Annotated in this window: 22 protein-coding genes and 2 other RNA genes; 16 read left to right on the forward strand and 8 right to left on the reverse strand. The window is 63.3% G+C overall.

Annotated features, from left to right (window positions below):
- Positions 1-28 precede the first annotated feature (28 nt).
- Genes yidC through rpmH form a run of 3 tightly spaced genes read right to left on the reverse strand, consistent with a single transcriptional unit; the run spans position 29 to position 2,395 of the window.
- The gene (yidC, locus tag XdyCFBP7245_RS10105) at positions 29-1,753 is read right to left on the reverse strand and encodes a membrane protein insertase YidC (RefSeq protein ID WP_104615546.1); all 1,725 of its coding nucleotides are present in this window, start codon (positions 1,751-1,753) and stop codon (positions 29-31) included.
- Positions 1,754-1,778: 25 nt separating this feature from the next.
- Positions 1,779-2,216 (reverse strand): ribonuclease P protein component, encoded by a 438-nt coding sequence (gene rnpA, locus XdyCFBP7245_RS10110; RefSeq protein ID WP_104615547.1) that lies wholly within the window; start codon positions 2,214-2,216, stop codon positions 1,779-1,781.
- Between the two features lie 38 nt (positions 2,217-2,254).
- Positions 2,255-2,395: a 50S ribosomal protein L34 gene (rpmH, locus tag XdyCFBP7245_RS10115; protein ID WP_002805908.1), complete on the reverse strand. Its 141-nt coding sequence runs from the start codon at positions 2,393-2,395 to the stop codon at positions 2,255-2,257.
- Positions 2,396-2,637: 242 nt separating this feature from the next.
- On the opposite strand from rpmH, the gene dnaA reads away from it, so the two are divergent.
- The 14 genes from dnaA to XdyCFBP7245_RS10190 all read left to right on the forward strand — a co-directional run bounded on the left by dnaA (position 2,638) and on the right by XdyCFBP7245_RS10190 (position 17,740).
- On the forward strand, positions 2,638-3,945 hold the full coding sequence (gene dnaA, locus XdyCFBP7245_RS10125; protein WP_104615548.1) for a chromosomal replication initiator protein DnaA: 1,308 nt from the start codon (positions 2,638-2,640) through the stop codon (positions 3,943-3,945).
- A 276-nt stretch (positions 3,946-4,221) separates the two neighbouring features.
- Entirely contained in the window at positions 4,222-5,322 is a 1,101-nt protein-coding gene (dnaN, locus tag XdyCFBP7245_RS10130) for a DNA polymerase III subunit beta (RefSeq protein WP_005991691.1), read from the forward strand.
- 1,001 nt (positions 5,323-6,323) lie between these two features.
- The gene (recF, locus tag XdyCFBP7245_RS10135) at positions 6,324-7,430 is read left to right on the forward strand and encodes a DNA replication/repair protein RecF (protein WP_104615549.1); all 1,107 of its coding nucleotides are present in this window, start codon (positions 6,324-6,326) and stop codon (positions 7,428-7,430) included.
- A gap of 256 nt (positions 7,431-7,686) precedes the next feature.
- Positions 7,687-10,131 carry a DNA topoisomerase (ATP-hydrolyzing) subunit B gene (gene gyrB / locus XdyCFBP7245_RS10140; RefSeq protein WP_104615550.1) on the forward strand — a complete coding sequence of 815 codons (2,445 nt, stop codon included), beginning with the start codon at positions 7,687-7,689 and terminating at the stop codon, positions 10,129-10,131.
- Between the two features lie 67 nt (positions 10,132-10,198).
- Complete coding sequence (locus XdyCFBP7245_RS10145) at positions 10,199-11,035, forward strand: CPBP family intramembrane glutamic endopeptidase (protein ID WP_104615551.1); 837 nt, start codon at positions 10,199-10,201, stop codon at positions 11,033-11,035.
- 205 nt (positions 11,036-11,240) lie between these two features.
- A complete protein-coding gene (locus tag XdyCFBP7245_RS10150; RefSeq protein ID WP_104615552.1) occupies positions 11,241-12,047 on the forward strand; it encodes a M48 family metallopeptidase in 807 nt (268 codons plus the stop codon).
- Between the two features lie 286 nt (positions 12,048-12,333).
- Positions 12,334-13,530, forward strand: coding sequence for a tetratricopeptide repeat protein (locus XdyCFBP7245_RS10155; protein ID WP_104615553.1), 1,197 nt, complete (start codon positions 12,334-12,336; stop codon positions 13,528-13,530).
- 152 nt (positions 13,531-13,682) lie between these two features.
- On the forward strand, positions 13,683-14,354 hold the full coding sequence (locus XdyCFBP7245_RS10160) for an energy transducer TonB (RefSeq protein WP_033897859.1): 672 nt from the start codon (positions 13,683-13,685) through the stop codon (positions 14,352-14,354).
- A gap of 85 nt (positions 14,355-14,439) precedes the next feature.
- The gene (gene exbB, locus XdyCFBP7245_RS10165; RefSeq protein WP_005912445.1) at positions 14,440-15,201 is read left to right on the forward strand and encodes a TonB-system energizer ExbB; all 762 of its coding nucleotides are present in this window, start codon (positions 14,440-14,442) and stop codon (positions 15,199-15,201) included.
- A 46-nt stretch (positions 15,202-15,247) separates the two neighbouring features.
- The gene (locus tag XdyCFBP7245_RS10170; protein ID WP_005912447.1) at positions 15,248-15,670 is read left to right on the forward strand and encodes an ExbD/TolR family protein; all 423 of its coding nucleotides are present in this window, start codon (positions 15,248-15,250) and stop codon (positions 15,668-15,670) included.
- 3 nt (positions 15,671-15,673) lie between these two features.
- On the forward strand, positions 15,674-16,087 hold the full coding sequence (locus tag XdyCFBP7245_RS10175) for an ExbD/TolR family protein (protein ID WP_039411682.1): 414 nt from the start codon (positions 15,674-15,676) through the stop codon (positions 16,085-16,087).
- Between the two features lie 256 nt (positions 16,088-16,343).
- Positions 16,344-16,419: non-coding RNA, sX9 sRNA (locus XdyCFBP7245_RS10180), on the forward strand.
- Between the two features lie 468 nt (positions 16,420-16,887).
- On the forward strand, positions 16,888-17,295 hold the full coding sequence (locus XdyCFBP7245_RS10185; RefSeq protein ID WP_104615554.1) for an ExbD/TolR family protein: 408 nt from the start codon (positions 16,888-16,890) through the stop codon (positions 17,293-17,295).
- Between the two features lie 368 nt (positions 17,296-17,663).
- Positions 17,664-17,740, forward strand: a non-coding RNA gene (locus XdyCFBP7245_RS10190) — sX9 sRNA.
- 131 nt (positions 17,741-17,871) lie between these two features.
- On the opposite strand, the gene XdyCFBP7245_RS10195 is transcribed toward XdyCFBP7245_RS10190, so the two are convergent.
- The 3 genes from XdyCFBP7245_RS10195 to cls all read right to left on the reverse strand — a co-directional run bounded on the left by XdyCFBP7245_RS10195 (position 17,872) and on the right by cls (position 20,449).
- Positions 17,872-18,636, reverse strand: coding sequence for a pyridoxine 5'-phosphate synthase (locus tag XdyCFBP7245_RS10195; RefSeq protein ID WP_104615555.1), 765 nt, complete (start codon positions 18,634-18,636; stop codon positions 17,872-17,874).
- A gap of 11 nt (positions 18,637-18,647) precedes the next feature.
- Positions 18,648-18,917: a hypothetical protein gene (locus XdyCFBP7245_RS10200; protein WP_104615556.1), complete on the reverse strand. Its 270-nt coding sequence runs from the start codon at positions 18,915-18,917 to the stop codon at positions 18,648-18,650.
- Between the two features lie 71 nt (positions 18,918-18,988).
- Entirely contained in the window at positions 18,989-20,449 is a 1,461-nt protein-coding gene (cls, locus tag XdyCFBP7245_RS10205; RefSeq protein ID WP_104615557.1) for a cardiolipin synthase, read from the reverse strand.
- Positions 20,450-20,588: 139 nt separating this feature from the next.
- Between cls and XdyCFBP7245_RS10210 the strand changes: the two genes are divergently transcribed.
- Positions 20,589-21,683 carry a PA0069 family radical SAM protein gene (locus XdyCFBP7245_RS10210; protein WP_104615558.1) on the forward strand — a complete coding sequence of 365 codons (1,095 nt, stop codon included), beginning with the start codon at positions 20,589-20,591 and terminating at the stop codon, positions 21,681-21,683.
- Between the two features lie 265 nt (positions 21,684-21,948).
- Here the strand turns inward: XdyCFBP7245_RS10210 and XdyCFBP7245_RS10215 are convergent, their stop codons facing one another.
- Both XdyCFBP7245_RS10215 and XdyCFBP7245_RS10220 read right to left on the reverse strand, forming a co-directional pair.
- Entirely contained in the window at positions 21,949-22,650 is a 702-nt protein-coding gene (locus XdyCFBP7245_RS10215; protein WP_104615593.1) for a 2OG-Fe(II) oxygenase, read from the reverse strand.
- A gap of 359 nt (positions 22,651-23,009) precedes the next feature.
- The gene (locus XdyCFBP7245_RS10220; protein WP_104615559.1) at positions 23,010-24,350 is read right to left on the reverse strand and encodes an outer membrane protein transport protein; all 1,341 of its coding nucleotides are present in this window, start codon (positions 24,348-24,350) and stop codon (positions 23,010-23,012) included.
- Between the two features lie 217 nt (positions 24,351-24,567).
- On the opposite strand from XdyCFBP7245_RS10220, the gene XdyCFBP7245_RS10225 reads away from it, so the two are divergent.
- Positions 24,568-25,260, forward strand: a complete 693-nt coding sequence (locus XdyCFBP7245_RS10225; protein ID WP_104615560.1) for a rhomboid family intramembrane serine protease — start codon at positions 24,568-24,570, stop codon at positions 25,258-25,260.
- Positions 25,261-25,337: the final 77 nt, after the last annotated feature.

Raw genomic sequence — 25,337 nt, forward strand, 5'->3', positions numbered from 1 at the left:
GGCGGGCCTTCTTGAACCTTTCTTAGACTTACTTGGCGTTGGCCTGGATGATCTTGCTCGGCTTCTCGCCGTGCTGGCGGATCATCCACCACTGGATCAGCAAGCCAAGGCCGCCGTTGACCACCCAGTACAACACCAGGCCGGCCGGCATGAAGGCCATCATGACGCCGAACACCAGCGGCATGAACTGCATCATTTTGGCTTGCATCGGGTCCATGCCCGGGGTCGGCGTCAGCTTCTGCGTGGCCCACATGATGGAAATGTTGAGCACCGGCAGGATGAAGTACGGATCGCGCGCGGTCAGATCCTGGATCCAGCCCAGCCACGGTGCCTGACGCAGCTCCACCGATTCCACCAATACCCAGTACAGCGCGAAGAAGATCGGCATCTGGATCAGCAGCGGCAGGCAGCCGCCCATCGGATTGATCTTTTCCTTCTTGAACAACTCCATCGTCGCCTGCTGGTACTTGGCGCGATCATCGCCATAGCGCTCCTTCAACTGCGCCAGGCGCGGCTGGAAGCGGCGCATCTTGGCACCGGACTTGTACTGCGCGGCCGACAGCGGATACAGCGCCAGACGCAGCAGCACCACCAGACCGATGATGGCCCAGCCCCAGTTGTGCAGGAAGCTGTGCAGGTGGCTCAGCACCCAGAACAGGCCCTGGCCGATGATGGCCATGATCGAGAAGCGGCTGTAATCGACTACGCGGTCCAGACCCTTCACGTCTTCCTTGGCGATCAGGCTGACCAGCTTCGGGCCCACCCACAGGCGCGCCTCGGTGCTGGCAGTCTGGCCCGGCGCCACGGTGAAGGCCGGGCCGCGCAGTTCGGCCACGTCGCGCGGGCCATCCTGGTTCAGCACATACAGCGAGGCCTGATCCTTCTGCGGGATCCATGCAGTGAAGAAATGATGCTGCAGCAACGCCACCCAGCCACCGGTGATCTGGCGATTCAGGCCACCATCGTCCATGTAGTCCTTGAACGCGCGACGCTCGTAGCCTTCCTGCGGGCTGTACCAGGTCGCCCCGTTGAAACTGAAGGAATCCGGATTGGTCATGCCGCGGCTGAGGATGGTCGGCACCCGGCTCAACTTGCGGAACACATAACCGTTCCACGGCGCTGCGCTCTTGTTGATCACCTCATCCTTGATCGAAATCGCATAACGACCGCGCTCCAGGGTGAAGGTGCGGCGGATCGACACGCCGTTGGGGCCATTCCACACGAACGGCACCATCAGGGTGTTCTGGCCCTTGGCAAGCTCGAACGCGGTGCCCGGCTGTTCGGCGCGGAAGCCGCCCACGCCCGGCACCGGCGAGTGCTCGCTGGCCCAGCCGCTGGTGGCGTTATAAGGGTGCACAGCATCTTCGGTCAGCAGATCGACCGGCGCGGTGCCGTCCTTGGTCTGCGGAAACTGCAGCAGTTCGGCATCCAGCACGCTGCGGCCGTCGAGTTTCAGGCGCAGCACGTCCGAGGTGAGGGTGATCACCGGCGCAGCGCCAGCCGCTGCCGGCGTTGCTGTGGTCGTGCTGGTGGCCGCCGGTGCGGCACCCGGCACGCCCGCCTGCGGGATGGCCTGGGCGGCAGGCACATTGGCCGCCGGCGCCGTGGCATCCGGGTCGCGCGCAGCCGGTACCGATTGCGTGACCACTGCGGCAGGTGCGTTGGCGGCCGCCTTGTCCTTGCCCCACTCCATCCACAGTAGCGCCGCGACCATCAGCCAGGCAAAGATCAGGAAAACACGGGTCTGGTTCATCGGGCAGCAACTCGCTCAGTCGGAACTAAAGTTCCGGCTCTGTCGGGGAAAGGGAGGATGGGTGCATCGTCCTGGCGGGCGGCATTGTGCCGGGCGCAGCAGGCAGGGGCAATGCGCCGGCACGGCGCAGCAGACGCACAAAGGCGTCACGAATCTGTGGATTGGTCGCTTTTGCAGCTGCGGAGCGGGCCACAATGACGTAATCGCCACCGGCCAGATCGGGCAATAGATGCCGCATGGCATCGCGCAGGACGCGCTTGATGCGATTGCGTCCGACAGCGCGCGTGTCCACCTTGCGCGACACCGCCATGCCTAAGCGTGGCGGCGTATCGCCGGTGCGCCAATGCAGGCTGAGCAGCGGATCCGAGGTGCGACGCGCGGTATCGAAGACGACCGTATATTGCGCACGCGTACGAACCCGCGCAGAGCGAGGAAATCGCCTGCACGGGTTCGATGCGTTCACGGTAGGACTTGCCTCGGCCGCGGAGAGCGGCGCGGCAATCAAGCGCTCAGGCGCTTGCGGCCCTTGGCGCGGCGGCGAGCCAGGATCTTGCGGCCGTCGGCGGTTGCCATACGTGCGCGGAAGCCATGGTCGCGTGCTCGCTTGAGGTTGCTGGGTTGGAAAGTACGCTTGGTGGCCATGGGGCCCTCTGCATGGATGGAGACGAATAGAACCGGAAATTCTATAGGACCGCCCCGGGCCGGGTCAACTCCCCCGTTGCTTTACCAACCGTGAGCCTGCGCACGCCCTGTGGATGGACCTGTGAATAACTCTGGGAAAAGCCTGCGCGCGGTGCTAGTCTGGCCCATCCTCTTTTCACTTCCGGGCTGCGTGCACGGCGCCTTGCTGCGCGCCGCAGCCAGCAACAGATGATCACACTTTGATGGATGCTTGGCCCCGCTGTCTGGAACGTCTTGAAGCTGAATTCCCGCCCGAAGATGTCCACACCTGGTTGAAACCCCTGCAGGCCGAAGACCGCGGCGACAGCATCGTGCTGTACGCGCCGAACGCCTTCATCGTCGACCAGGTCCGTGAACGCTACCTGCCGCGGATCCGCGAATTGCTGGCGTATTTCGCCGGCAATGGCGAAGTGGCGCTGGCCGTGGGCTCGCGCCCCCGTGCGCCCGATCCGTTACCGGCACCGATGGCCGCGCCGATCGTACCGTTTGCCGGCAACCTGGATTCGCACTACACCTTCGCCAATTTTGTGGAAGGCCGTAGCAACCAGCTCGGTCTGGCGGCGGCAATCCAGGCGGCGCAGAAGCCGGGCGATCGCGCGCACAACCCGCTGCTGCTGTACGGAAGCACCGGGTTGGGCAAGACCCACCTGATGTTTGCCGCAGGCAACGCACTGCGCCAGGCCAATCCAGCCGCCAAGGTGATGTATCTGCGCTCGGAGCAGTTCTTCAGCGCGATGATCCGGGCGCTGCAGGACAAGGCGATGGACCAATTCAAGCGCCAGTTCCAGCAGATCGATGCGCTGTTGATCGACGACATCCAGTTTTTTGCCGGCAAGGACCGCACGCAGGAAGAGTTCTTTCACACCTTCAACGCGCTGTTCGATGGCCGCCAGCAGATCATTCTCACCTGCGACCGCTACCCGCGCGAAGTCGAGGGCCTGGAGCCGCGGCTGAAGTCGCGTCTGGCCTGGGGCCTGTCGGTGGCGATCGATCCACCGGATTTCGAAACCCGCGCGGCGATCGTGCTGGCCAAAGCGCGCGAGCGCGGTGCCGACATTCCCGACGACGTGGCGTTTTTGATCGCCAAGAAGATGCGCTCGAACGTGCGCGATCTGGAAGGCGCGCTCAACACGCTGGTGGCACGCGCCAACTTCACCGGCCGTGCGATCACCGTGGAGTTCGCCCAGGAGACGCTGCGCGACCTGTTGCGGGCCCAGCAGCAGGCGATCGGCATCCCCAACATCCAGAAGACCGTGGCGGACTACTACGGGCTGCAGATGAAGGACCTGCTCTCCAAGCGGCGCACCCGTTCGCTGGCACGCCCACGCCAGGTCGCGATGGCGCTGGCCAAGGAACTGACCGAACACAGCCTGCCCGAGATCGGCGACGCGTTTGCCGGGCGTGACCACACCACCGTGCTGCATGCCTGCCGGCAAATCCGCACGCTGATGGAGGCCGACGGCAAGCTGCGCGAGGACTGGGAAAAGCTGATTCGCAAGCTCAGCGAGTGAGGGATTGTTGCCCTTGCCGGCACGTTTGGAAAAAAGCGTGGATGAGTTGGGGTCAAATGCGGGAGAATCTGTGGATAACGTTGCCCTGCAATCCGGGCGGAAAACTATCCACAGGTTTTTCTAGCAGACCAGGGGTACTAGTCCAACGGCTTTTGGGTGCTGAAATTCTTTTGGAAACAGAGAGTTATGGTGGTTATCCGCTGAAAACGGCCCTACCATCACCACCAAGCTTTTGATTTATCCATTATTTTTTAAAGCATAGGGGCACGGAACCACATGCGTTTTACACTGCAGCGCGAAGCCTTCCTCAAACCGTTGGCCCAGGTGGTCAACGTGGTCGAACGCCGTCAAACCCTGCCAGTCCTGGCAAACCTGCTGGTGCAGGTGAAGGACGGCCAGGTGTCGTTGACGGGCACGGACCTGGAAGTGGAAATGATCTCGCGCACGATGGTGGAAGACGCGCAGGATGGTGAAACCACGATCCCGGCGCGCAAACTGTTCGACATCCTGCGCGCCCTGCCCGATGGCAGCCGCGTCACCATCTCGCAGACCGGCGACAAGGTCACCGTGCAGGCCGGACGCAGCCGCTTCACCCTGGCGACGTTGCCGGCCAACGACTTCCCCTCGGTGGACGAAGTCGAGGCGACCGAACGCGTTGCCGTGCCGGAAGCGGCGTTGAAGGAGCTGATCGAACGCACGGCGTTTGCGATGGCCCAGCAGGACGTACGCTATTACCTCAATGGCTTGTTGTTCGATCTGCGCGACGGCCTGCTGCGCTGTGTGGCCACAGACGGTCACCGTCTGGCGCTGTGCGAAACCGAGTTGGAAAAAGCCGGCGGCGCCAAGCGCCAGATCATCGTGCCGCGCAAGGGCGTGACCGAGTTGCTGCGGTTGCTGGAAGCGGCCGACCGTGAGGTCGAGCTGGAAGTCGGTCGCAGTCATATCCGCGTCAAGCGCGGCGATGTGACCTTCACCTCCAAGCTCATCGATGGCCGTTTTCCGGATTACGAAGCGGTGATTCCGATCGGCGCCGACCGTGAGGTCAAGGTCGACCGCGAGGCGCTGCGTGCGTCGTTGCAGCGTGCGGCGATCCTGTCGAACGAGAAGTACCGTGGCGTTCGCGTCGAGGTATCTCCAGGCCAGTTGAAGATCAGCGCGCACAATCCCGAGCAGGAAGAGGCGCAGGAAGAAATCGAAGCTGATACCAAGGTCGACGATCTGGCAATCGGCTTCAACGTGAACTATCTGCTGGATGCGTTGTCGGCATTGCGCGACGAGCATGTGGTGATCCAGCTGCGCGACGCGAATTCGTCCGCCCTGGTGCGCGAGGCAAGCAGCGAGAAGTCCCGCCATGTGGTCATGCCGCTGCGTCTCTGACGTTGCGTTCCACGTGGAACATGAAAGCCCGGCGAGAGTCGGGCTTTTTTGTGTCCAGGGTGTCAGGTAGCGCCCGCGTGAGCTGAAGAGCTTCGGCAATGACCACAGCGAAGGGATTTGGGGGGGGGGGAAGAATCCGTTCCGCATGCAGAGGCTGTTCGCTGCAGATTGATGGGAAAATTGACGTTGCTTTACGTACGCCCGCATGACTCGTACGCCTCAGCGGTCTTGTCATCTTCCTAGCCGAAGTATGCTGGAATCAGCGCACAGCGCGGTCCCTGGGACGGCAATCGCACTGGCGCAACAAGCGTTGCAAGGGTATCTGCGTCAGTGGGCAGTCGGTGCACATCGCATGGCTTTCGTCCGACTAAGCGCGTCGAGACTAGGCGTGGGGTCACTTTGGTCGCATTAACGACCAGCTGCGCATGAAATCTACGCTGTCTCCGTTTTGCCAACGCATTGCATGACGCTCTCGCGTTTCGACTGCGCCGAGGCAAAGCGCTACATGTGAACCTCAGAATCTTTGTCTCAAGCTAAATGAGAATACAGAGAATTTCTTCCCTGAATGCGTTCTCCGATGTGATCGCCTTGCTGACCGCCGAACTTGTTCTGCGGAGTTCGGAGAACGGGCAGTTTTCACGAAGTCTGTTTTCGTGCTGCTCGAACGCACTTTTTTGACTTATGCACATCGAGCTTTGCTTTTAAAAATAGAAATAACTTAAGACTTGGTGGTGATGGTAGGGCCAGATTTCGCGTAGAAGTAGGTCAAGCTCTTGTTTTAATTGAACTTCATGGCCTCGAAACCCTGTGTTTTAACCCCTGATTACGGACTTGCAACCTGTGGATAAGCCGAAAGGCCTCTTCAAACGTTGATTTTGTCCCCAGGTTATCCCCAGGCTGTCCGATCGTGCTTGCGTCTGGTCCTCGCGCGTATTTCAGGCCGATCACGTATCCTGCGCACCGACCGGGGATCCGGATCACAGCCCGGAGCAGATTGATCGATGCACGTCGTGCGGTTGTCCATCCATCGGCTTCGTCGCTTCGAGACAGTCGACCTCTACCCCGCCAGCAGCCTGAACTTGTTGACCGGTGACAACGGCGCCGGCAAGACCAGCGTGCTTGAAGCACTGCATTTGATGGCGTATGGCCGCAGTTTCCGTGGGCGGGTGCGCGATGGGCTGATCCAGCAAGGCGCCACCGATCTGGAAGTGTTCGTCGAATGGCGCGAACGCATCGGAGAAGCCGGGGAACGCACACGACGTGCAGGCTTACGCCACAGTGGGCAGGAATGGACGGGGCGGCTTGATGGGGAGGACGTTGCGCAACTCGGCTCGCTTTGCGCCGCACTGGCGGTAGTCACGTTCGAACCGGGAAGTCATGTCCTCATCAGCGGTGGCGGTGAGCCGCGCCGCCGCTTCCTGGATTGGGGTCTGTTCCACGTGGAACCTGACTTTCTGGCGCTCTGGCGTCGTTACGCGCGGGCACTCAAGCAGCGCAATGCCCTGCTTAAACAGGGAGCGCAGCCGCGGATGCTCGATGCCTGGGATCATGAGCTTGCCGAATCAGGGGAAACGCTGACCTCCAGACGCTTGCGCTACCTCGATCGGCTACAGGAACGCCTGGTACCGGTCGCCAATGCGATTGCTCCCTCACTTGGGCTGTCTGCGCTGGAGTTCGCGCCGGGTTGGAAGCGCCACGAGGTCTCGCTGGCGGACGCACTCCTGCTCGCGCGCGACCGCGACCGCCAAAACGGCTACACCTCGCAAGGCCCGCACCGCGCCGACTGGGCACCTCGCTTTGACGCGCTTCCCGGCAAGGACGCCCTGTCGCGCGGCCAGGCCAAGTTGACCGCCCTGGCCTGCCTGCTCGCTCAGGCCGAGGATTTCGCGCACGAGCGCGGCGAGTGGCCAGTGATTGCGCTGGATGACCTCGGCTCTGAGCTCGATCGGCACCATCAGGCCAGCGTGCTGCAGCGCCTTGCCGCCGCACCAGCGCAAGTGCTGATCACTGCGACGGAAACGCCTCCCGGCCTGGCTGAGGCCGGCAAGCTCCTGCATCGGTTCCACGTGGAACACGGCAACGTCAGCCCTGGGGTCGCGGCTGACTAAAGGCACCTAGCCAAGTGGAGCGAGTAACCGTCAGACCGGGTGGACGGCGCGTTCAGGCCTGGAGTGGACGAGCAGGACAGGCGCACCACACCCCAGCCGCGCCCACCTGGCCACGGGGAACGTGCCTTTGACAGACGCGCCAAGCCCACGGCCAGAGCGGGCCGACTGGTATAATTCACGGGCTATCCCCCTTTTCCCACGGTGCGAAGCGGCGTGTTGCCGTTGGCGCCCGTGTTGTGGAGTTAACGGCACGCGCATGACCGACGAACAGAACACCCCGACGACACCCAACGGCACTTACGATTCCAGCAAGATCACCGTGCTGCGCGGCCTGGAAGCCGTCCGCAAGCGCCCCGGCATGTACATCGGTGACGTCCATGACGGCACCGGCCTGCATCACATGGTGTTCGAAGTGGTCGACAACTCCGTCGACGAAGCCTTGGCTGGCCACGCCGACGACATCGTGGTGAAGATTCTGGTCGATGGCTCGGTGGCGGTGTCCGACAACGGGCGCGGTGTGCCGGTCGACATCCACAAGGAAGAAGGCGTCTCGGCGGCCGAGGTGATCCTCACCGTGCTGCATGCCGGTGGCAAGTTCGATGACAACAGCTACAAAGTGTCCGGCGGCCTGCACGGCGTGGGCGTGTCGGTGGTTAACGCGTTGTCCGAGCACCTGTGGCTGGACATCTGGCGCGACGGGTTCCACTACCAGCAGGAATACGCGCTGGGCGAGCCCCAGTACCCGCTCAAGCAGCTGGAAGCCTCGACCAAGCGCGGCACCACGTTGCGCTTCAAGCCGGCCGTGGCCATCTTCAGCGATGTCGAGTTTCACTACGACATCCTGGCGCGCCGCCTGCGCGAACTGTCGTTCCTCAATTCCGGCGTCAAGATCGCGCTGATCGACGAGCGCGGCGATGGCCGTCGCGACGATTTCCATTACGAAGGCGGCATCCGCAGCTTCGTCGAGCATCTGGCACAGCTCAAGTCGCCGCTGCACCCCAACGTGATCTCGGTAACCGGCGAGCACAACGGCATCGTGGTGGACGTGGCCCTGCAATGGACCGATGCCTACCAGGAAACCATGTACTGCTTCACCAACAACATCCCGCAGAAGGATGGCGGCACCCACTTGGCCGGCTTCCGTGCCGCGCTGACGCGCGTGTTGAGCCAGTACATCGAGCAGAACGGCATCGCCAAGCAGGCCAAGGTTGCGCTGACCGGCGACGACATGCGCGAAGGCATGATCGCCGTGCTGTCGGTGAAGGTGCCCGACCCCAGCTTCTCCTCGCAGACCAAGGAAAAGCTGGTCAGCTCGGACGTGCGCCCGGCGGTGGAAAATGCCTTCGGTGCGCGCCTGCAGGAGTTCCTGCAGGAGAATCCGAACGAAGCCAAGGCCATCACCGGCAAGATCGTCGATGCCGCGCGTGCGCGCGAAGCCGCCCGCAAGGCGCGCGATCTGACCCGCCGCAAGGGCGCGCTGGACATCGCCGGCCTGCCCGGCAAGCTGGCCGACTGCCAGGAAAAGGATCCGGCCCTGTCGGAACTATTTATTGTCGAGGGCGACTCGGCAGGTGGCTCGGCCAAGCAAGGCCGTAACCGCAAGAACCAGGCGGTGCTGCCGCTTCGCGGCAAGATCCTCAATGTCGAACGCGCGCGCTTCGACCGCATGCTGGCCTCCGACCAGGTCGGCACACTGATCACTGCGTTGGGCACCGGCATCGGCCGCGACGAGTACAACCCGGACAAGCTGCGCTACCACCGCATCATCCTGATGACCGACGCCGACGTGGACGGCTCGCACATCCGCACCCTGCTGCTCACGTTCTTCTACCGGCAGATGCCGGAGCTGATCGAGCGCGGCTACATCTACATCGGCCTGCCGCCGCTATACAAGCTCAAGCAGGGCAAGAGCGAGCTGTATTTGAAGGACGACGCGGCCCTGAATGCGTACCTTGCCAGCAACGCGGTCGAAGGCGCAGCCTTGATTCCGGCCACCGACGAGCCGCCGATCACCGGCGAAGCGCTGGAGAAGCTGCTGTTGCTGTACACCGGCGCCAACGAGGCGATCGCCCGCAACGCACATCGTTACGACCCGGCGCTGCTCACCGCGCTGATCGACCTGCCGCCGCTGGATGTGGCGCAACTGCAGGCCGAAGGCGATGTGCATCCCACCCTGGATGCGCTACAGGCGGTGCTCAACCGCGGCACCCTGGGCACTGCGCGTTACCAGTTGCGCTTCGATCCGGCGACGGAAAACACCGCCGCAACTCTGGTCGCCATCCGCCGGCACATGGGTGAGGAGTTCACCCAGGTGCTGCCCATGGGCGCGTTCGAAAGCGGCGAGCTGCGTCCGCTGCGCGAAGTGTCGCTGGCACTGAACGACCTGATCCGCGAAGGTGCGCAGATCGTGCGTGGCAACAAGACCCACCCGATCACCAGCTTCGCCCAGGCGCACGCCTGGCTGTTGGAAGAGGCCAAGCGCGGCCGTCAGGTGCAGCGCTTCAAGGGCCTGGGCGAAATGAATGCCGAGCAGTTGTGGGAAACCACGGTCAACCCGGACACACGCCGGCTGTTGCAGGTGCGCATCGAGGACGCGGTGGCCGCCGACCAGATCTTCAGCACCTTGATGGGCGATGTGGTGGAGCCGCGTCGCGACTTCATCGAGGACAACGCGCTGAAGGTGTCCAACCTGGATATCTGAGCCGCCTGTGTCGTACCGGCGCGACGCTGCGGCGTTGTGCCGGCGACCCGGTGTTTTCAGGACGACGATGAGCACAGACCTTCCGCTCTCCCCGGCACCGCGCCGCGCTGCCGGCCGTCCCCCGCTGCCGCCCGTGCTGCTCGGTTTCGGCATCGACGTCTTGATCGCCGTCGGCCTGTTGCTCAGCCTGAGCGTGGCCGGTTTTGCGATCTGGGGGGCGATACGGGGCATCGGGTACGCGCAGACCGCCAAGGCGCAGGGCCTGACGCCCTCCCCTGCCGAGGTGATGGCCGCGATCGGCCAACCCGGGGTGATGGTGCAATTGCTCACTGCCCTGGTCAGCACCGCCACGCCGGCGGTGCTGCTGTACTACTGGCGTCGCCGCGCCACGCCAGTTGAGCAGGTGGCCTCGCGCGCAGCGGCGCGTCGTGCGTCCACCTGGGGCTGGACCGCCCTGATCGCCACCGCGGTCTTTGTGCTCAGCAACCTGGTCAGCGTGGCCGCTTCGGCACTGGGAATCAAACCGGTGCCGACCAACCTGCCGCTGATGGAAGAAGCCATCCAGCAGTGGCCGCTGGCCCTGGTGCTGTTCGCGGTGGTGATCGCCCCGGCCTACGAGGAACTGTTGTTTCGGCGTGTGTTGTTCGGTCGCCTGCTGGCCGCCGGTCGCCCCTGGCTGGGGGTCGTCCTGAGCGGCGTACTGTTTGCACTGGTGCATGAAGTGCCCGGCATCAGCGGCAATGGCCCGGCCGCCATCGCCCAGCTCTGGCTGGTCTACGGCAGCATGGGCGCAGCATTTGCCTGGCTGTACTGGCGCACCGGCACGCTGTGGGCGCCGATCGCCGCGCACGGTATCAACAACGCCACCGCCCTGGCCGCGCTGTACTTTTTCGGGATCGGCTAAGCCGGCTCAGCTCCGCGACTGGGTGCTGCCAGGCCACCGACGTCAGCGCTTGCGATCCATCCGTCCGTCACTTTCAGCCCCATACAGAGCGCCCCGTGAGCGTCTATCTGATCGCTGATCGCTGCGTTTTGCTGGCCGATCCAGGCCGCTTGACGAAAAGTTAAGACGAGCCTGCCAAAATGGTCGCCTGAGTCAGGGGGATCGAATGAAAGTCAGGCTGTTGATCGTTGTTGCCGTGCTCGCGTTGACGGCATGTGCCACCACAACTTCGCCGACCGGCCGCCGACAGGTGGTGGGTGGGGTGTCGCAGGAGCAGCTCGACCAGTTGGGCGCGCAGTCGTTCGCGCAGACCAAGGCCAAGGAAAAAGTCAGCACCGACGGCAAGCAGAACGCCTACGTGCAGTGCGTGGTCAATGCACTGGTGGCCCAATTGCCGCCGCAATGGCGCGAAACCAAGTGGGAAACCGCTTTGTTCGTCGATGACGAAGCCAACGCCTTCGCCTTGCCTGGCGGCAAGGTCGGGGTCAACACCGGCATCTTCACTGTGGCCAAGACGCAGGACCAGCTGGCTGCCGTGCTGGGGCACGAAATCGGGCACGTGATTTCGCGCCACCATGAAGAGCGCATCACCCGCCAGCTCGGCGCACAGACCGGCCTGGGCATCATCGGCGCCCTTGCTGGCGCAGCCTATGGCGATGGCGCGGCCAGTGCGGTGAACCAGGTCGGCGGCATGACCGCGCAGACGGTGTTCCTGCTGCCCGGCTCGCGCACCCAGGAAAGCGAAGCTGACGTGGTCGGTCAGCGCCTGATGGCGCAAGCCGGCTTCGACCCGGCCCAGGCGGTCACGCTGTGGCAGAACATGATGGCTGCCAGCGGCAGTCGCCAACCGCAATGGCTGTCCACCCACCCCGACCCGACCAACCGCATTCGCGAGCTGCAGGCCGACGTCAATCAGCTCGAACCGGTGTACCAGCAGGCTCGGCAGGCCGGACGCGCTCCACGGTGCGGTTAGGTGCTTGGCGAAGGGACGCTGCCATCGATGCTGACGTGTATCCAAGATCGTCCAGTTGCCTGCTGCTGCAGGCGCGTAGTGACGCGCAGCCGCCACCGCACGCTCACTTCCGATGCCTTACCGTTAGCCGCCCTAAGCGCATGCCCTACGTCCCGATTGCCGCACCACAACATGGAAACCGTTTTCGGGAACTGAGACTTTCTGCTAAGTTTGCCGGCTCAGATTTTTCGTACAGCTTCCATTCCGCTTTTCGCACCGCCCAACGGCGGCTCGTCCGAGGTGAAACATGAAACTGCTCAACCGCAAGCAAGCCCTGTTGTCCCTGTTCATCGCAGCGTCCCTGGGCGGGGCTGTGGTGACCGATGCGGTCGCGCAGTCGGACCGCTCTTCCGAGCGTGCCGCGCGTAAGTCCAAGGGCAACGGCAAGGCCGAAGAACTGTATCCGCAGTCGACCCGTCAGGCACCGACGATCAAGCCGTCGTCCAAGTTGAGCAGTAAGCTGCAGAAGCTGATCGAAACCTTCAACAAGGGCGAAGATTACCCGGGCGTGCGCAGCCAGGCCGACGAGATCCTGGCCAACAGCGCCGCCAACGAAGCCGACAAGGCGCTGGCCGCCCAGTTGGCCGCGCAGGCCGCCTACAACTTGGACGACACCGCCGGCGCCAAGAAGTATCTGCAACAGGCCATCGGCCTGAATGCGCTGGACAACAACGGCCAGTTCCAGTCGATGTTGATGCTGGCGCAGCTGCAGCTGCAGGACGATCAGCAGGCCGAAGGTCTGGCCACGCTGGACAAGTATCTGGACGAGAGCAAGTCGCAGCGTCCGGAAGACCTGATCCTCAAGGGTCAGGCGCTGTACCAGGCTGAGCGCTACAAGGAAGCGATTCCGGTATTGAAGCAGGCCATCGCCGCCTCGCCCGAGCCGAAGGACACCTGGAACCAGTTGCTGATGGCCTCGTACGCCGAAGCTGGCCAGACCGGTGAAGCCGTGGCCGCCGCCGAGGCACTCGCCGCCAAGACGCCCAACGACAAGAAGGCCCAACTCAATCTGGCCAGCATGTACATGCAGGCCGATCAGATGGACAAGGCTGCCGGCGTGATGGACAAGCTGCGTGCCGCGGGCCAGTTGACCGAAGAAAAGGAATACAAGCAGTTGTATTCCATCTACGCCAACACCGAGAACAAGGAAAAGGACGTCATCGCGGTCATCAATGAAGGTATGCAAAAAGGCATCCTCAAGCCCGATTATCAGACATACCTTGCGCTGGCACAGTCCTATTACTACAGCGAGGATGTGCCGAAGGCGATCGAGAACTGGCAGAAAGCCGCACCGCTTTCCAAGGACGGCGAGACCTATCTGAATCTGGCCAAGGTGCTGCATTCGGAAGGTCGCATCCCGGAGGCCAAGCAGGCCGCGCAGCAGGCGATCGCTAAGGGCGTCAAAAAACCCGAAGACGCCAAGAAGATCATCAACCTGAAGTAGAAAAGAAAATAAACCCCCGAAATCCCTGTGTTTTTAGTGGTTACAGGACTCGGGATTGGTATAAGCTTGGGAGTTCCTGCGGTGTCAAAGCCGTCCGAAAACCTGGGGATCATCACAGTGATCCGGGCCCCCACTGAAAGAGCCATTGGCGCATGACGGAACAACTCGTTATCCACAGGCATGACTATGATGCCGGGAACCAGGGTCTGAGCTGGGCCCGCATTATCGGTATTGCTTTTGTAATTGCCCTGCACCTCACTGCACTGATGATGTTGCTGATTCCTGCAGTGGCGCCGAAGGCTCCGGCAGAGAAGGAGCGCACCACCATGGTGACCCTGGTGGATGCACCGCCTCCTCCCCCGCCGCCGCCGCCGCCGCCGCCGCCGGAAGACAAGCCGCCACCGCCGGTCAAGAATCTGTCGCCGCCGAAGCCGTCACCGGTTCCGCCGCCGCCGGAAGCGCCGGTGGTCGATGTTCCCGAACCGCGTCCTAGCGATATCGTCACGCCGCCGAGCCCGCCGTCTCCGCCGCAACCGCCGAGTGACATCGGCGCCAGTGTCGATATCTCGTCCAAGAACATGAACCCGCCGAAGTACCCGCCAGCAGCGTTCCGTGCCGGCGTCCAAGGTGAGGTCATCCTGATCGTGGATGTGGATGCGAGCGGCAACGTGACCAATGTGTCGGTCGAAAAGTCCAGCCGCAACCGCGACCTTGACCGTGCCGCGATGGACGCAGCACGCAAGTGGAAGTTCAACGCCTCCACTGTCAACGGGCAGAAAGCCGCCGGACGTGTCCGCGTCCCGGTCAACTTTGCTCTGAACTGATCCCACGGGCCGGCTACGGCCGGCCCAGGATCCTGTCTTCCTTTCGCTCCACCCTTCATCACCACACACAACAAAGGTAAGCGTCATGCTGCAGGAATTCTTTATCGCCGCCGCTGCAGGGGGCTCCAATCCGTCGGCCGCTCTGTCGCAGATGGGCTTCGAGCACTTGATCACGGAAATGACCTCCAGCCCCGGCGACTTCGCCGTGTCTTGGGTCGTGTTGATCACCCTGATCGCTATGTCCGCCGCCTCCTGGTACTGGACTGTCATCAACATCTTCCGCGCCACCCGCCTGAAGAGCGCTGCTGACCGCGTCACCACCGCATTCTGGGATGCCCCGAATGCCCAGGACGCGATCCGCGCAATGGAAGAACAGCCGGCTTCCGAGCCGTTCTCGAAGATCGCGCTGGACGCAGCCCAGGCTGCTGCTCACCACCAGCGTGCCGAAGGCAGCACCGGTGGTCTGGGCGAGAGCCTGAGCCGTTCGGAGTTCGTCGACCGCGCTCTGCGTCAGGCCGTGACCCGCGAAAGCACCAAGCTGCAGTCGGGCATGACCCTGCTGGCCACCGTCGGTGCGACCGCGCCGTTCGTCGGTCTGCTCGGTACCGTCTGGGGCATCTACGGCGCGCTGATCAAGATCGGTGCAACCGGTTCGGCTTCCATCGACGCCGTTGCCGGCCCGGTGGGTGAAGCGCTGATCATGACCGCGATCGGTCTGTTCGTCGCTATCCCGGCCGTGTTCGCGTTCAACTTCTTCTCCAAGGTCAACAGCTCGGTGATCGCCAAGTTCGACACCTTTGCTCACGACCTGCACGACTTCTTCGCCACCGGTTCGCGCGTTCGCTAATCCGGTCGTAAAGAACGCCTTCGCAACGATTTAGACGGAGCCCGTTATGGCCTTCAGTAGTGGAAACAGCGGTGGCCCGATGGCCGACATCAATGTGACGCCCCTGGTGGACGTCATGCTGGTGCTGCTGATCATCTTCATCATTACGGCACCGCTGATGTCCCATAAGGTCAAGGTGGAGCTGCCAGAGGCCAACTTGATCCAGAAGGAAGATGCGGAGAAACGCGCCGCGCCGATCACTCTGGCCGTTAAGGAAGATGGGTCGCTGTACTGGAACGACGAGCCGATTTCCAAGGAAGCCCTGGAGTCGCGCCTGTCCACCGCAGCACAGCAGACCCCGCAGCCGCCGCTCAACCTGCGCGGCGACCGCACGACCAAAATGCGTACGATCAACGAGATCACCAAGATCGCGCAGGGTCAGGGCATGCTGGACGTCGGTTTCGTTGCAACCAAAGTGAAGGGGCAGTAAGCCATGGCATTTAGTACTGGTGGAAGCCGTGGGCCGATGGCCGACATCAACGTCACGCCCCTCGTGGACGTGATGCTGGTGCTGCTGATCATCTTCATTGTGACCGCGCCGATCATGACGTATCCGATCGCCGTGGATCTGCCGCAGCGGGTGCTCAACCCGCCACCGCAGACGACTGAGCCGCCGCCGCCGATCGAATTGCGGATCGACGCGAGCAACCAGGTGTTCTGGAACAACAGCCCGACGCCGGTTGATCAGTTGCAGCAGAAGATGGAAGAAGTGGTCCAGGCCGATCCGACCAATCAGCCGGAACTGCGCATCGATGCAAATCAGGATGCGGAGTACGAAGTGATGGCGAAGGTACTGGCCGCTGCGAAGAACTCGCAGATGAAGAAAATCGGTTTCATGCAGCAGTAAACGCATCTGCAATACCGCAACACAACAGTCATGACGCGACTGCAACGCCACCGGCAACGGTGGCGTTTTTTTTGCCTGCGACATGTGGGTTGGTGACAGCGCATCTGCGATCTCATCTGCTTGATCACATGAGAAAGCAGGTGGACTGTTCTCCTTGCAAGCGCGAGATACCGAGAATAGCCGGAAGCGATTTAGAAGAGCTCACAAAACGGCTGTGCTCACCGCCACGTGGACGCGGCTGGTGGTCGGGAGCGGCATGCACCACTCGTACACTCCGGTTTTTAGCGCACCATCCACACCGCTTGACAACTGCTCGCTACGTTCTGTTGGCCGTTCTTTATGCAGAAGACTTCTCATTGCAGATAATGTCAATGAAAGCGACTTTCTCGCTTCGAGATTATCTTTGCTTAATCCGCACCGCTCTCTGAAATGGTGGCGACTACCAATGACGTGGGCAAGGCGGTATATGTGTGTACAAACGCCTGGCGTTGCGTAGAGCCACATAAAGACCAATCAGAGAGCAACGTCGGATGTTTACACATTGTGGATCGACACTTTTGGGCGATGAGTTAGACAACAGCTAGCTACACAACACATTGCATGCAGCCGGACCACGAATCCAAACGTTTATGCGATCAGCTATGCGTCTGCTTGGGCGCGCGATTCTTCGCAGAAACACCCCGCTCCCACGTTCACGGCCGTCAATGCTGCGACAAAACTCGATGCCTCTTCCATGGCGTGTTTCCAGGTGTATGCTCGGCCATGCAACACCCACGATCACAACGGCACCGGAGGCAGTCATGGCTTTCAGTACAACAGGGAATCGGGGACCACTGGCGGAGATCAATGTCACGCCGCTGGTGGATGTCATGTTGGTGTTGTTGATCATCTTTATCGTCACCGCGCCGATGGTGACGCGCACGATCACGCTGGATCTGCCGCAGTCCACCCGCCAGCCGCGCGTGCCGCTGGAGCCGCCTGCACCGATCGCCTTGCGGCTTGATGCCGAAGGCCAGGTGTTCTGGAATGCCAGCCCGGTGAGCTTGCAGGACCTGCAGCCGCGTTTGATCGAACAGATGCGCCAGACGGCCGGCAATCAGCCGGAGGTACGTATCGCTGCCAATCAGGATGCCGAATACGCGGTTCTGGCCAAGGTGCTGGCAGCAGCCAAGAACGCGCAGGTAGAGCCCATCGCTTTCGTACAATAAGTCGCGAAGGGACAGCGCGTGCAGTGCAGGCGTCCGACTGGCTCACGCAGCGTAGCTCGATACGCTGCGTGAGCCAGTCGAGATGGATGTGGAAGCAATGCAGCACCGCTCGCCCATCCGACTGGCTTGCCGTGACGCGTCGTTGGCAGCGTTACAGGCTGCTGTGTGGGTTGATCCTCAGGCGCCGCGGCGTGTGCATCCCCGTCCTGGCGCCAAGCGGCGTTCTTCTCTGGCCTTGCTTGTCTGCGGCCAACCGGCCGGACGGCGTAGAGAGAGTATTTGGCAGACCTTGAGTGGTTAACAGACTAGATCGGAAAATAGACCTACTACGCAGCCAACAGGCGGGCGCGGCTGGTGCGTGATTCGGCATGTACCACGCATGCGTTCCGGCTCTGAGTGCGCTGTGTACACCCACCTGCCCACTGCTCACTACGTTCTGTTGGCAGTTTTTGTAAGGTGCACGCAAGCGTCGCTGCAAGGCGCATCGTCTAACGCAGCCACTCGGTGCGCCGCGCACGGTTGGCGAACCAAACACCGAATACGAAAAACACAGCTACGAAAACTACACGCGGTGGCCTACGTGTGCGTACCCACGCCGCGCAGCAGCTGCACATATGCCCGCACGGTCGCATCCAGGCCTGCATACAAGGCCTCGCTGATCAGCGCGTGGCCGATCGACACTTCCAGCACGCCGGGCACGGCGGCGAGAAAATCGCCAAGGTTGGTTTGCGACAGATCATGCCCGGCGTTGATTCCCAAGCCTGCGGCAGCGGCACGCCGCGCGGCGTCGGCAAATAGGGCTAGTGCCGTCTGCGGCTGCCCGCTGGCATGCGCGTGCGCGTACGGACCGGTGTACAACTCGATACGGTCCGCACCCAGCGCGGCAGCCTGGTCAAGACGCGGATTGCCGGCATCCACAAACAGGCTGACCCGGCTACCGAGCGCCTTGAACGCAGCGATCAGTTCGCCCAGGTGCGCGGTGTCCTGCGCAAAATCAAAACCGTGGTCGGAGGTCAGCTGTCCATCGCCGTCGGGTACCAGAGTGACCTGCTCCGGGCGTGTGGCACGGCACAGTTCCAGCAGCCCCGGATAGCCGGCGCGCGGCGGTGCGAATGGATTGCCTTCGATATTGAACTCGACACCGTGTTCGCGCGTGAGCGCGCTCAGCGCCCGCACGTCGTCGGCGCGGATATGCCGTTGGTCCGGACGCGGATGCACGGTAATGCCGTGCGCGCCGGCGGCGATGCAGGTGCGTGCTGCCTGCACCACATCCGGGTCGTGCCCACCGCGGGAGTTGCGCACTACCGCGATCTTGTTGACGTTGACGCTGAGCTGGGTCACGACATCGTTCTCTACGCTTGCGGCTCGCCGTCGCGGGTTGCTGCCAGCGCCGCGGCCTTGCGGGCCTCGGCCAGCTCGCGCAGCCGGCGCAGTTCGGCCGGGTCGATCATGCTGCTGGTGTCGCGCTGGGTATCGTCCATGCGCGCGGCGAACCAGCCGCGGGTCCACAACAGCAGCAACAGCAACGCCACCAATAGCGACACCACCAGCAACCACACGTGCGGCGTGCTGAAAGCCAGCACCAGCGCACCCAGTGCCATAAGCAGAAACAGCCAGTGCATGACGAGCTCCCCAATGAGTGGCGGCAGTGTAGCGCCGCGCCCGCTCTGGTTCCACGTGGGCCGGGGGCGGCTCAGAGCAACGGCGACAGCAGCCGCGCGAAGGCTTCGGGCAGACGCGAGCGCCAGAGCGGACGGCGATGCACAAAGCGCACTTCCTGCGCCTGTTGCATGTCGGTGTCGATCATCCCGGCCAGCTCGGCGGCCACCGCCTGGTCGCGGAACAGCATCGACAGCTCGAAATTCAGCCGAAAGCTGCGGCTGTCGAAATTGGCGCTGCCGACAATGCAGACCTCGTCGTCGGCCAGCAGCGCCTTGGTGTGCAGCATGCGCGGGCCGTACTCGTAGATGCGCACGCCGGCTTCGAGCAGTTCGTCGAAATACGAGCGCGCGGCATAGGTCACCAGGCGCGAGTCGCTGACGCGCGGCACCAGCAAGCGCACGTCCAGGCCGCCCAGCGCGGCCGAGGTCAGCGCCATGCGCGCGGCCTCGCCGGGAACGAAATACGGCGTGACCAGCCAGACCCGGTGCTTGGCCTCGTGGATGGCGGCGACCATCAGGCGGTGGATGGCTTCCCAGGACGAATCCGGCCCGGACACCAGCACCTGTGCATCCACCATGCCCTGCGCGCGCGTGGGCACCTCTTCTGGCCAGAGCTTCTGGCCATGGAAGGCGGCGCGCTCCTGCCGGGTGGCATACAGCCAGTCTTCCAGGAAGACCAGCTGCAGGCTGCGCACCACGTGGCCCTGCAAGCGCACATGCAGGTCGCGATAGGCATCGCTACGCACCTGCTCGTTCTCTTCGTCGGTGACGTTGATGCCGCCGGTGAAGCCGATACGGCCGTCGACCACCAGCAGCTTGCGGTGGGTACGCAGGTTCAGCCACGGCCGCTTGAAGGGCTTGAGGAACTGCGACGGATGGAACCAGGCGGTTTCCACACCGGCATCGCGCAGCGTGCGCAGGGCGCGCCGGGTCATCGCCGAGGAGCCGATCGCGTCCATCAACAGGCGCACCTTCACCCCGGCGCGGGCGCGTTCCATCAGCGCATCGCAGATCGCGGTGCCGCTGTGGTCGGGCTGGAAGATGTAGTACTCCAGATGGATGTGGTCGCGAGCGCTGCGGATCGCTTCGATGATGGCCGCATAGGTCGCCGCGCCATCCACTAGCCAATGCACTTCGGTGGCGCTGCTCGGCGCCAGCCCGGTGGTGGACTGGGCGATCTTGGCCAGCTCGGTGCAATCGGCATCCGGCGGGCAGACGCTGCTGTAGCTTTCCATCCCCGAACGCGAGCGCCCACGCCGCAGCCGCTGGCGTTTCACTTTTTGCGGGCCAAGCCAGTAATAGATCAGCAGCCCCAGGTACGGCAACGCGGCCAACGACAGCACCCAACTCAGCGTGGCCACCGGCTCGCGCTTCTGCAGCACGATCCAGCTGGCGATCCACAGCAGGTAGAGCACGTAGGCGGCGAGGAGGAGCGCTTCGAGATGGGGAATGTTGGCCAGCCAATCCCACGCGCCCTGAGCAAATGCGAGCATGCGCGGATTCTACGGCGCGTGCGCCTTGCTGCGATGACCGTGGCGCCAATGCGGTGGCGCATCGACACCGGCCTGAAAGCTTCATTGTGTCGAACGCCTGGTCGCGGCGTATGAGACCTGCCGGCCGTACGATGCGTCGATGGCAAGCGCAATCAAGGGCCGGGGTGCGACCGGTTATCTGCCCGGACGGTTCGAGGTCACCACCGAGCAGGCGGTGGACGATGGCTGGCACGTGGACGACAGCGAGGAGTTCGCTGCAGGCGTGCTGCGCACGCAGGTCACGGAGGAGACCGCGCGCAGCATCATCAGCCGCAACCAGTCGCCGGACATCGGCTTCTCGCAATCGGTCAACCCGTATCGCGGTTGCGAGCACGGCTGCAGTTACTGCTTTGCGCGGCCCTCGCATGCGTATCTCAATCTCTCGCCCGGGCTGGATTTCGAGACCAAGCTGTTCGCCAAGACCAACGCGCCGGACCTGCTGCGGCGCGAGTTGGCGCGGCCAAGCTATGTGCCCAGCCCGATCGCGCTGGGCATCAATACCGATGCGTATCAGCCGATCGAGCGTAAGCGCGCACTGACGCGGCAATTGATCGAAGTACTGTGGGAAACGCGGCACCCGTTCACGCTGATCACCAAAAATGCATTGGTGACACGCGATCTGGATCTGCTTGCACCGCTGGCGCGCGAGAACCTGGTCAACGTGTATTTTTCGGTGACCACGCTGGACCCGCAGGTGTCGGCCAAGCTGGAGCCGCGTGCCTCCGCACCGCATGCGCGCATGCGCGCGATGCGCACCTTGCACGAGGCCGGCGTGCCGGTGGGTGTGATGGCCGCGCCGGTGATCCCGTGGATCAACGACCATGAGCTGGAAGCGATTCTGCAGGCCGCTGCCGACGCGGGTGCGAGCAGTGCCTGCTATGTGTTGCTGCGGCTGCCGCACGAAGTGGCGCCCTTGTTCCGCGACTGGCTGCAGACCCATCACCCGCAGCGCGCCGCGCATGTGATGAGCACCATCCAGCAGCTCCGCGGCGGCAAGGATTACGACAGCAGCTTCGGCACCCGCTTGCGTGGGCAAGGCGTGTATGCCGATCTGCTGGCGCGCCGCTTTGCGCTCGCGCATCGCCGCGCAGGATTTGATGCACGCACCATGGCGACGCTGGACTGCAGCGCCTTCCGCCGCCCTGCCGCCCCGGCCAAGCCGGTGCCCGACTCGCCGCAGGGGCAGTTGTTTTAGCTGCCGGGATTGGGGAGTTGGGATTTGGGATTCGCAACGGCAGTGGCGCTTCTACCGATCAGTTCCGCTTGGCTGATATGAAACGTCTGCAATGTCTGGGGCGATCTGGTTGATCGCGATGAACGTGCTGTTGTCACTCGCGCAGACACGCGGATCAACCCAAGACGGCTGTTCTGGCAGTAGCAATCAGCCATAGGAATGAAAGCCGCCAGGCAACAGCAACGACGCGCCGCTGTTGCCGTTGCGATTCCCCACTCCCGATTCCCTATTCCCCGCCGTAAAGCGCCTGCGCCGATTGGAACAGGATCCAGCTGGTGGCGATGAACTTGTCGCCGCCGACCGGGCGGTTGCCGCGGTGGGTGTGGGTGAAGGCAGTGGGGGCGATCAACAGGCTGCCGGTGCGCGGGCGGGCCTTGCGTTGCTGGAACAGGAATTCGGTTTCGCCCTGCTCGAAGTCCTCGTTGAGATACAGCGTCCACAGCAGGTGCCGATGCAGCGTGTCGGCGCTGGCATCGCGTGGATACAGCTCGCAATGCCAATACGGGTAGCCGCCCTGGTCGGCGGTGTACCACTGCAGATTGATCGCGCCCGGACGCAGGCAGGTGCGCGCCAGATCGCCCAGCGCCTGGTCGCTCATCTGCGCGATGTCCTCGGCCACCAGCCGATGCGGTGTGCCGTCGGCGGTGGTGACCTGCAGCATCAACGGCGAGATCAGCGCCTGCGGATACTGGCGCAGATAGGTCAGCACACCGTCGAACACCGCCTGTTGCAGGCGGCTTTCCACTTCGGCCCACTCGGCCACACCGCTGAGGCGTAGATCGCGGCTGTGTTTGAGTTCGGGAAACACGCCGCCACCGATGCGGCCCGGATGCAGCTGCTGACTGTCGCGCATGCGCTGCACGATCGCGGCGCAATCGGCGGCAGAGATGGCGTTGTCGGTGATCTGGATAAAGTCGGGTTGGCTCATGCGCACGACCATAGCAATGTAAACGCGCTGCGGTAAGCAGCGTGATCAAAGGATTTCCAATGCGTCGAGCCTCATGCATTGACGCTCGGAAATCCGCGCGCCTTCGATCACCGTGCTGCGTCGGCGGAATGTCGCCCATCACTGATCGCCGTCGCTTTGTTAGGTCGGCGGCGTCGCGCTGTGATTGCGGAGATGACGTAGCCCCAAACTGCCAGCAACAAGATCACCGCGCAACGCGTCCGTCGATGCAGCTTATCGGCCCAGCCGCCCAGTGCGCCCACGCACCATGCCAACGCACAGCCCCAAAGAAAAACCCCGCCGAAGCGGGGTTTTTCATCACACAACGCGGCTTGCGACGATCAGAACTTGTAGTTGATCGAGGCAGCCAGGATGTTGCCCTGCACATCGTAGCTACCCGCCAGGCGGTCGCCGGTGGCGCTGCGGGTGTCGCTGGTGGGGTCGCTGACAAACAGATGGGTGTAACCGAAGTTGTATTCGGCCTGCTGCGACGGACGCCAGCTCAGACCCAGCGAGACCCACTTGCGGCTGGAATCGGGCACGCGCACGTCACGGTGCTCGGCGGTGGTCGGGGTCTGGTCGTAGGCCAGGCCGCCACGCAGAGTCAGCGTGTCGCTCATGCGGTAGTCGGCACCGATCGAGGCGAAGGTGGTGTCGCGGTAGGAGAAGTCCAGCACGCTGTCGGGCTGGTTGGAGGCGAAGTCCACGGTCACCTGGTCGAACTTGCTCCAGGCGGTGCGGGTGACGTCGGCCATGATCGACCACTGCTCGTTCACGTTATGCGTGAAGCTGGCGGTGGCGCTGGCGGGCAGCTTGACCGTGGCGCGGCCCTTGGTGTCGATGAAGGTACCCGGTGCGGCGCGGGCAAGCACGGCAGCGGCATTGCCCGGCGTGGTGAAGTCGGCATCGCCGTCGGTGATCTTGTGCTCCACTTCCGAGCGGTAGCTGAAGCCGATGTGGGTGTTCTCGTCGATGCTGAACAAGCCACCGAGGGTGAAGCCCACTTCGGTGCTGTCGCCCTTGATGCGCGAGTAGCCGTCGGCGCTGCCCGGCGCAAAGCCCGGCACGCGGCGCGCGGCAAGGATGCTGCCGAAGTCCACGGCATTGGCCAGATCGATATCCAGACGTTCGGCGAACACCGAGGCGCCGAAGGACACGTACGGGTTCACGTCGTAGGAGAACGCGACGTTGAAGTCGATCGCCTGCAGCTCGGTCTTGGTGCCGTGGTAGCGGCCCACCCAGTCACGGTCGTATTCGGTCTTGAAGCCGAACGGCACGGTGAGCGAGGTGCCCAGGTGCATGTTGTTGTTCTCGCCGAACGGCAGGTGGAAATACATCGCCGGGACCGGCGCGATGGTGCCAGCGTCGCCGCCGTTGCCGCCGGAGACCGGGGCGCCGTTGGCGTAGTTGCCGCTCTCGGGCGTGAACTTGGCCGAGAAGTGGATGGCGCTGACGTCGGCCTGGAACAGGCGACCGTCCAGCTGGCGCATGCCGGCCGGGTTGTTGACGATGATCGAGGCGTCGTCCGGGGCGCTGCCCGAACCTGCGAATGCGCGGCCGAGGCCCTTGGCGCTGTTTTCCTTGAGCTGGAATGCGGCGCCGTGCGCCTGGCCAACGGCCAGAACGCCAGCGATACCAACAGCCAGCAGGGTGGCGCGGCTCAGAGTGGAAGCGGTAGACATGAGTTGTAGCTCTCCGGATAAAGACTGCAATGGTCGGTTCAGCGCCCGCGCCCAGCACCAATCCAGTGCCTGGAGCGCGCCGGAGACCCCCCCCGACATACGACGCCGTACGCAGTATACCCACCACGATTAACCGAACAATAACGACTTGCGTCCTGAACACGCGGTTGGGTTGGGGCTGGGTTCAGGCCCGTGGACCGGCTATTGTGCGTCTGCGATGTTCGTTTCCCTCCCCTCCCGCAAGAAACCCACCCCGCGCTGGGCGGTGCCGCTGTTGTTCGCCACGGTGTGGCTGGCCTATCTGTGGTCGATCAGCCGGCCGGGCGAAGCGCGCAATACGCTGTGGCTGGACTGGGGCGCGCTGTCCAGCGGCGTCTCCAATCTGGGCGACTGGTGGGCGACCTTGCGCGATGGCAGCGTGCTGCGGCTGTTCACGGCGTTGTTCCTGCACGCGGATTGGTCGCATCTGCTCGGCAACCTGGTGTTCCTGCTGATCTTCGGGCTGCCGGCCGAGCGCATCCTGGGGCCGTGGCGCTTGCTGCTGCTGTTTCTGGTGGGCGGCGCGGCCTCCAACCTGGCGGCGATCTTTGCGATCGGCACACCGGACCGGGTGATCATCGGCGCCTCCGGCGCGGTGTCGGCGTTGATCGGTACCTACCTGGCGTTGTTCCCCGGCGCCAAGCTGGGCGTGGTGCTGCCGCTGGGGGTGTTTCTGGAATTCATCCGCGTGCCGGCACCGTTGCTGATCGGTGCCTGGGCACTGCTGCAGGTGGTGTTCGCCTACATCGGCCCGGCCTTCGGCATGGTGGCGTGGTCGGCGCACATCGCCGGCTTCCTGTTCGGCATCGTCTACGGGCTGTACGTGCGTGCGGCCATCGCGCGACGCTTGCGCAAGCGCCACGGGTTTTAGCGCGGCAAGCGACGCATCGGGGACGCGGGCGTGTGGCGGCGCGTGCGCGTGTGGCAGGCCAACGCGCGTACGCTGCG

The organism is Xanthomonas dyei (assembly GCF_002939865.1).
Taxonomy (GTDB): domain Bacteria; phylum Pseudomonadota; class Gammaproteobacteria; order Xanthomonadales; family Xanthomonadaceae; genus Xanthomonas; species Xanthomonas dyei.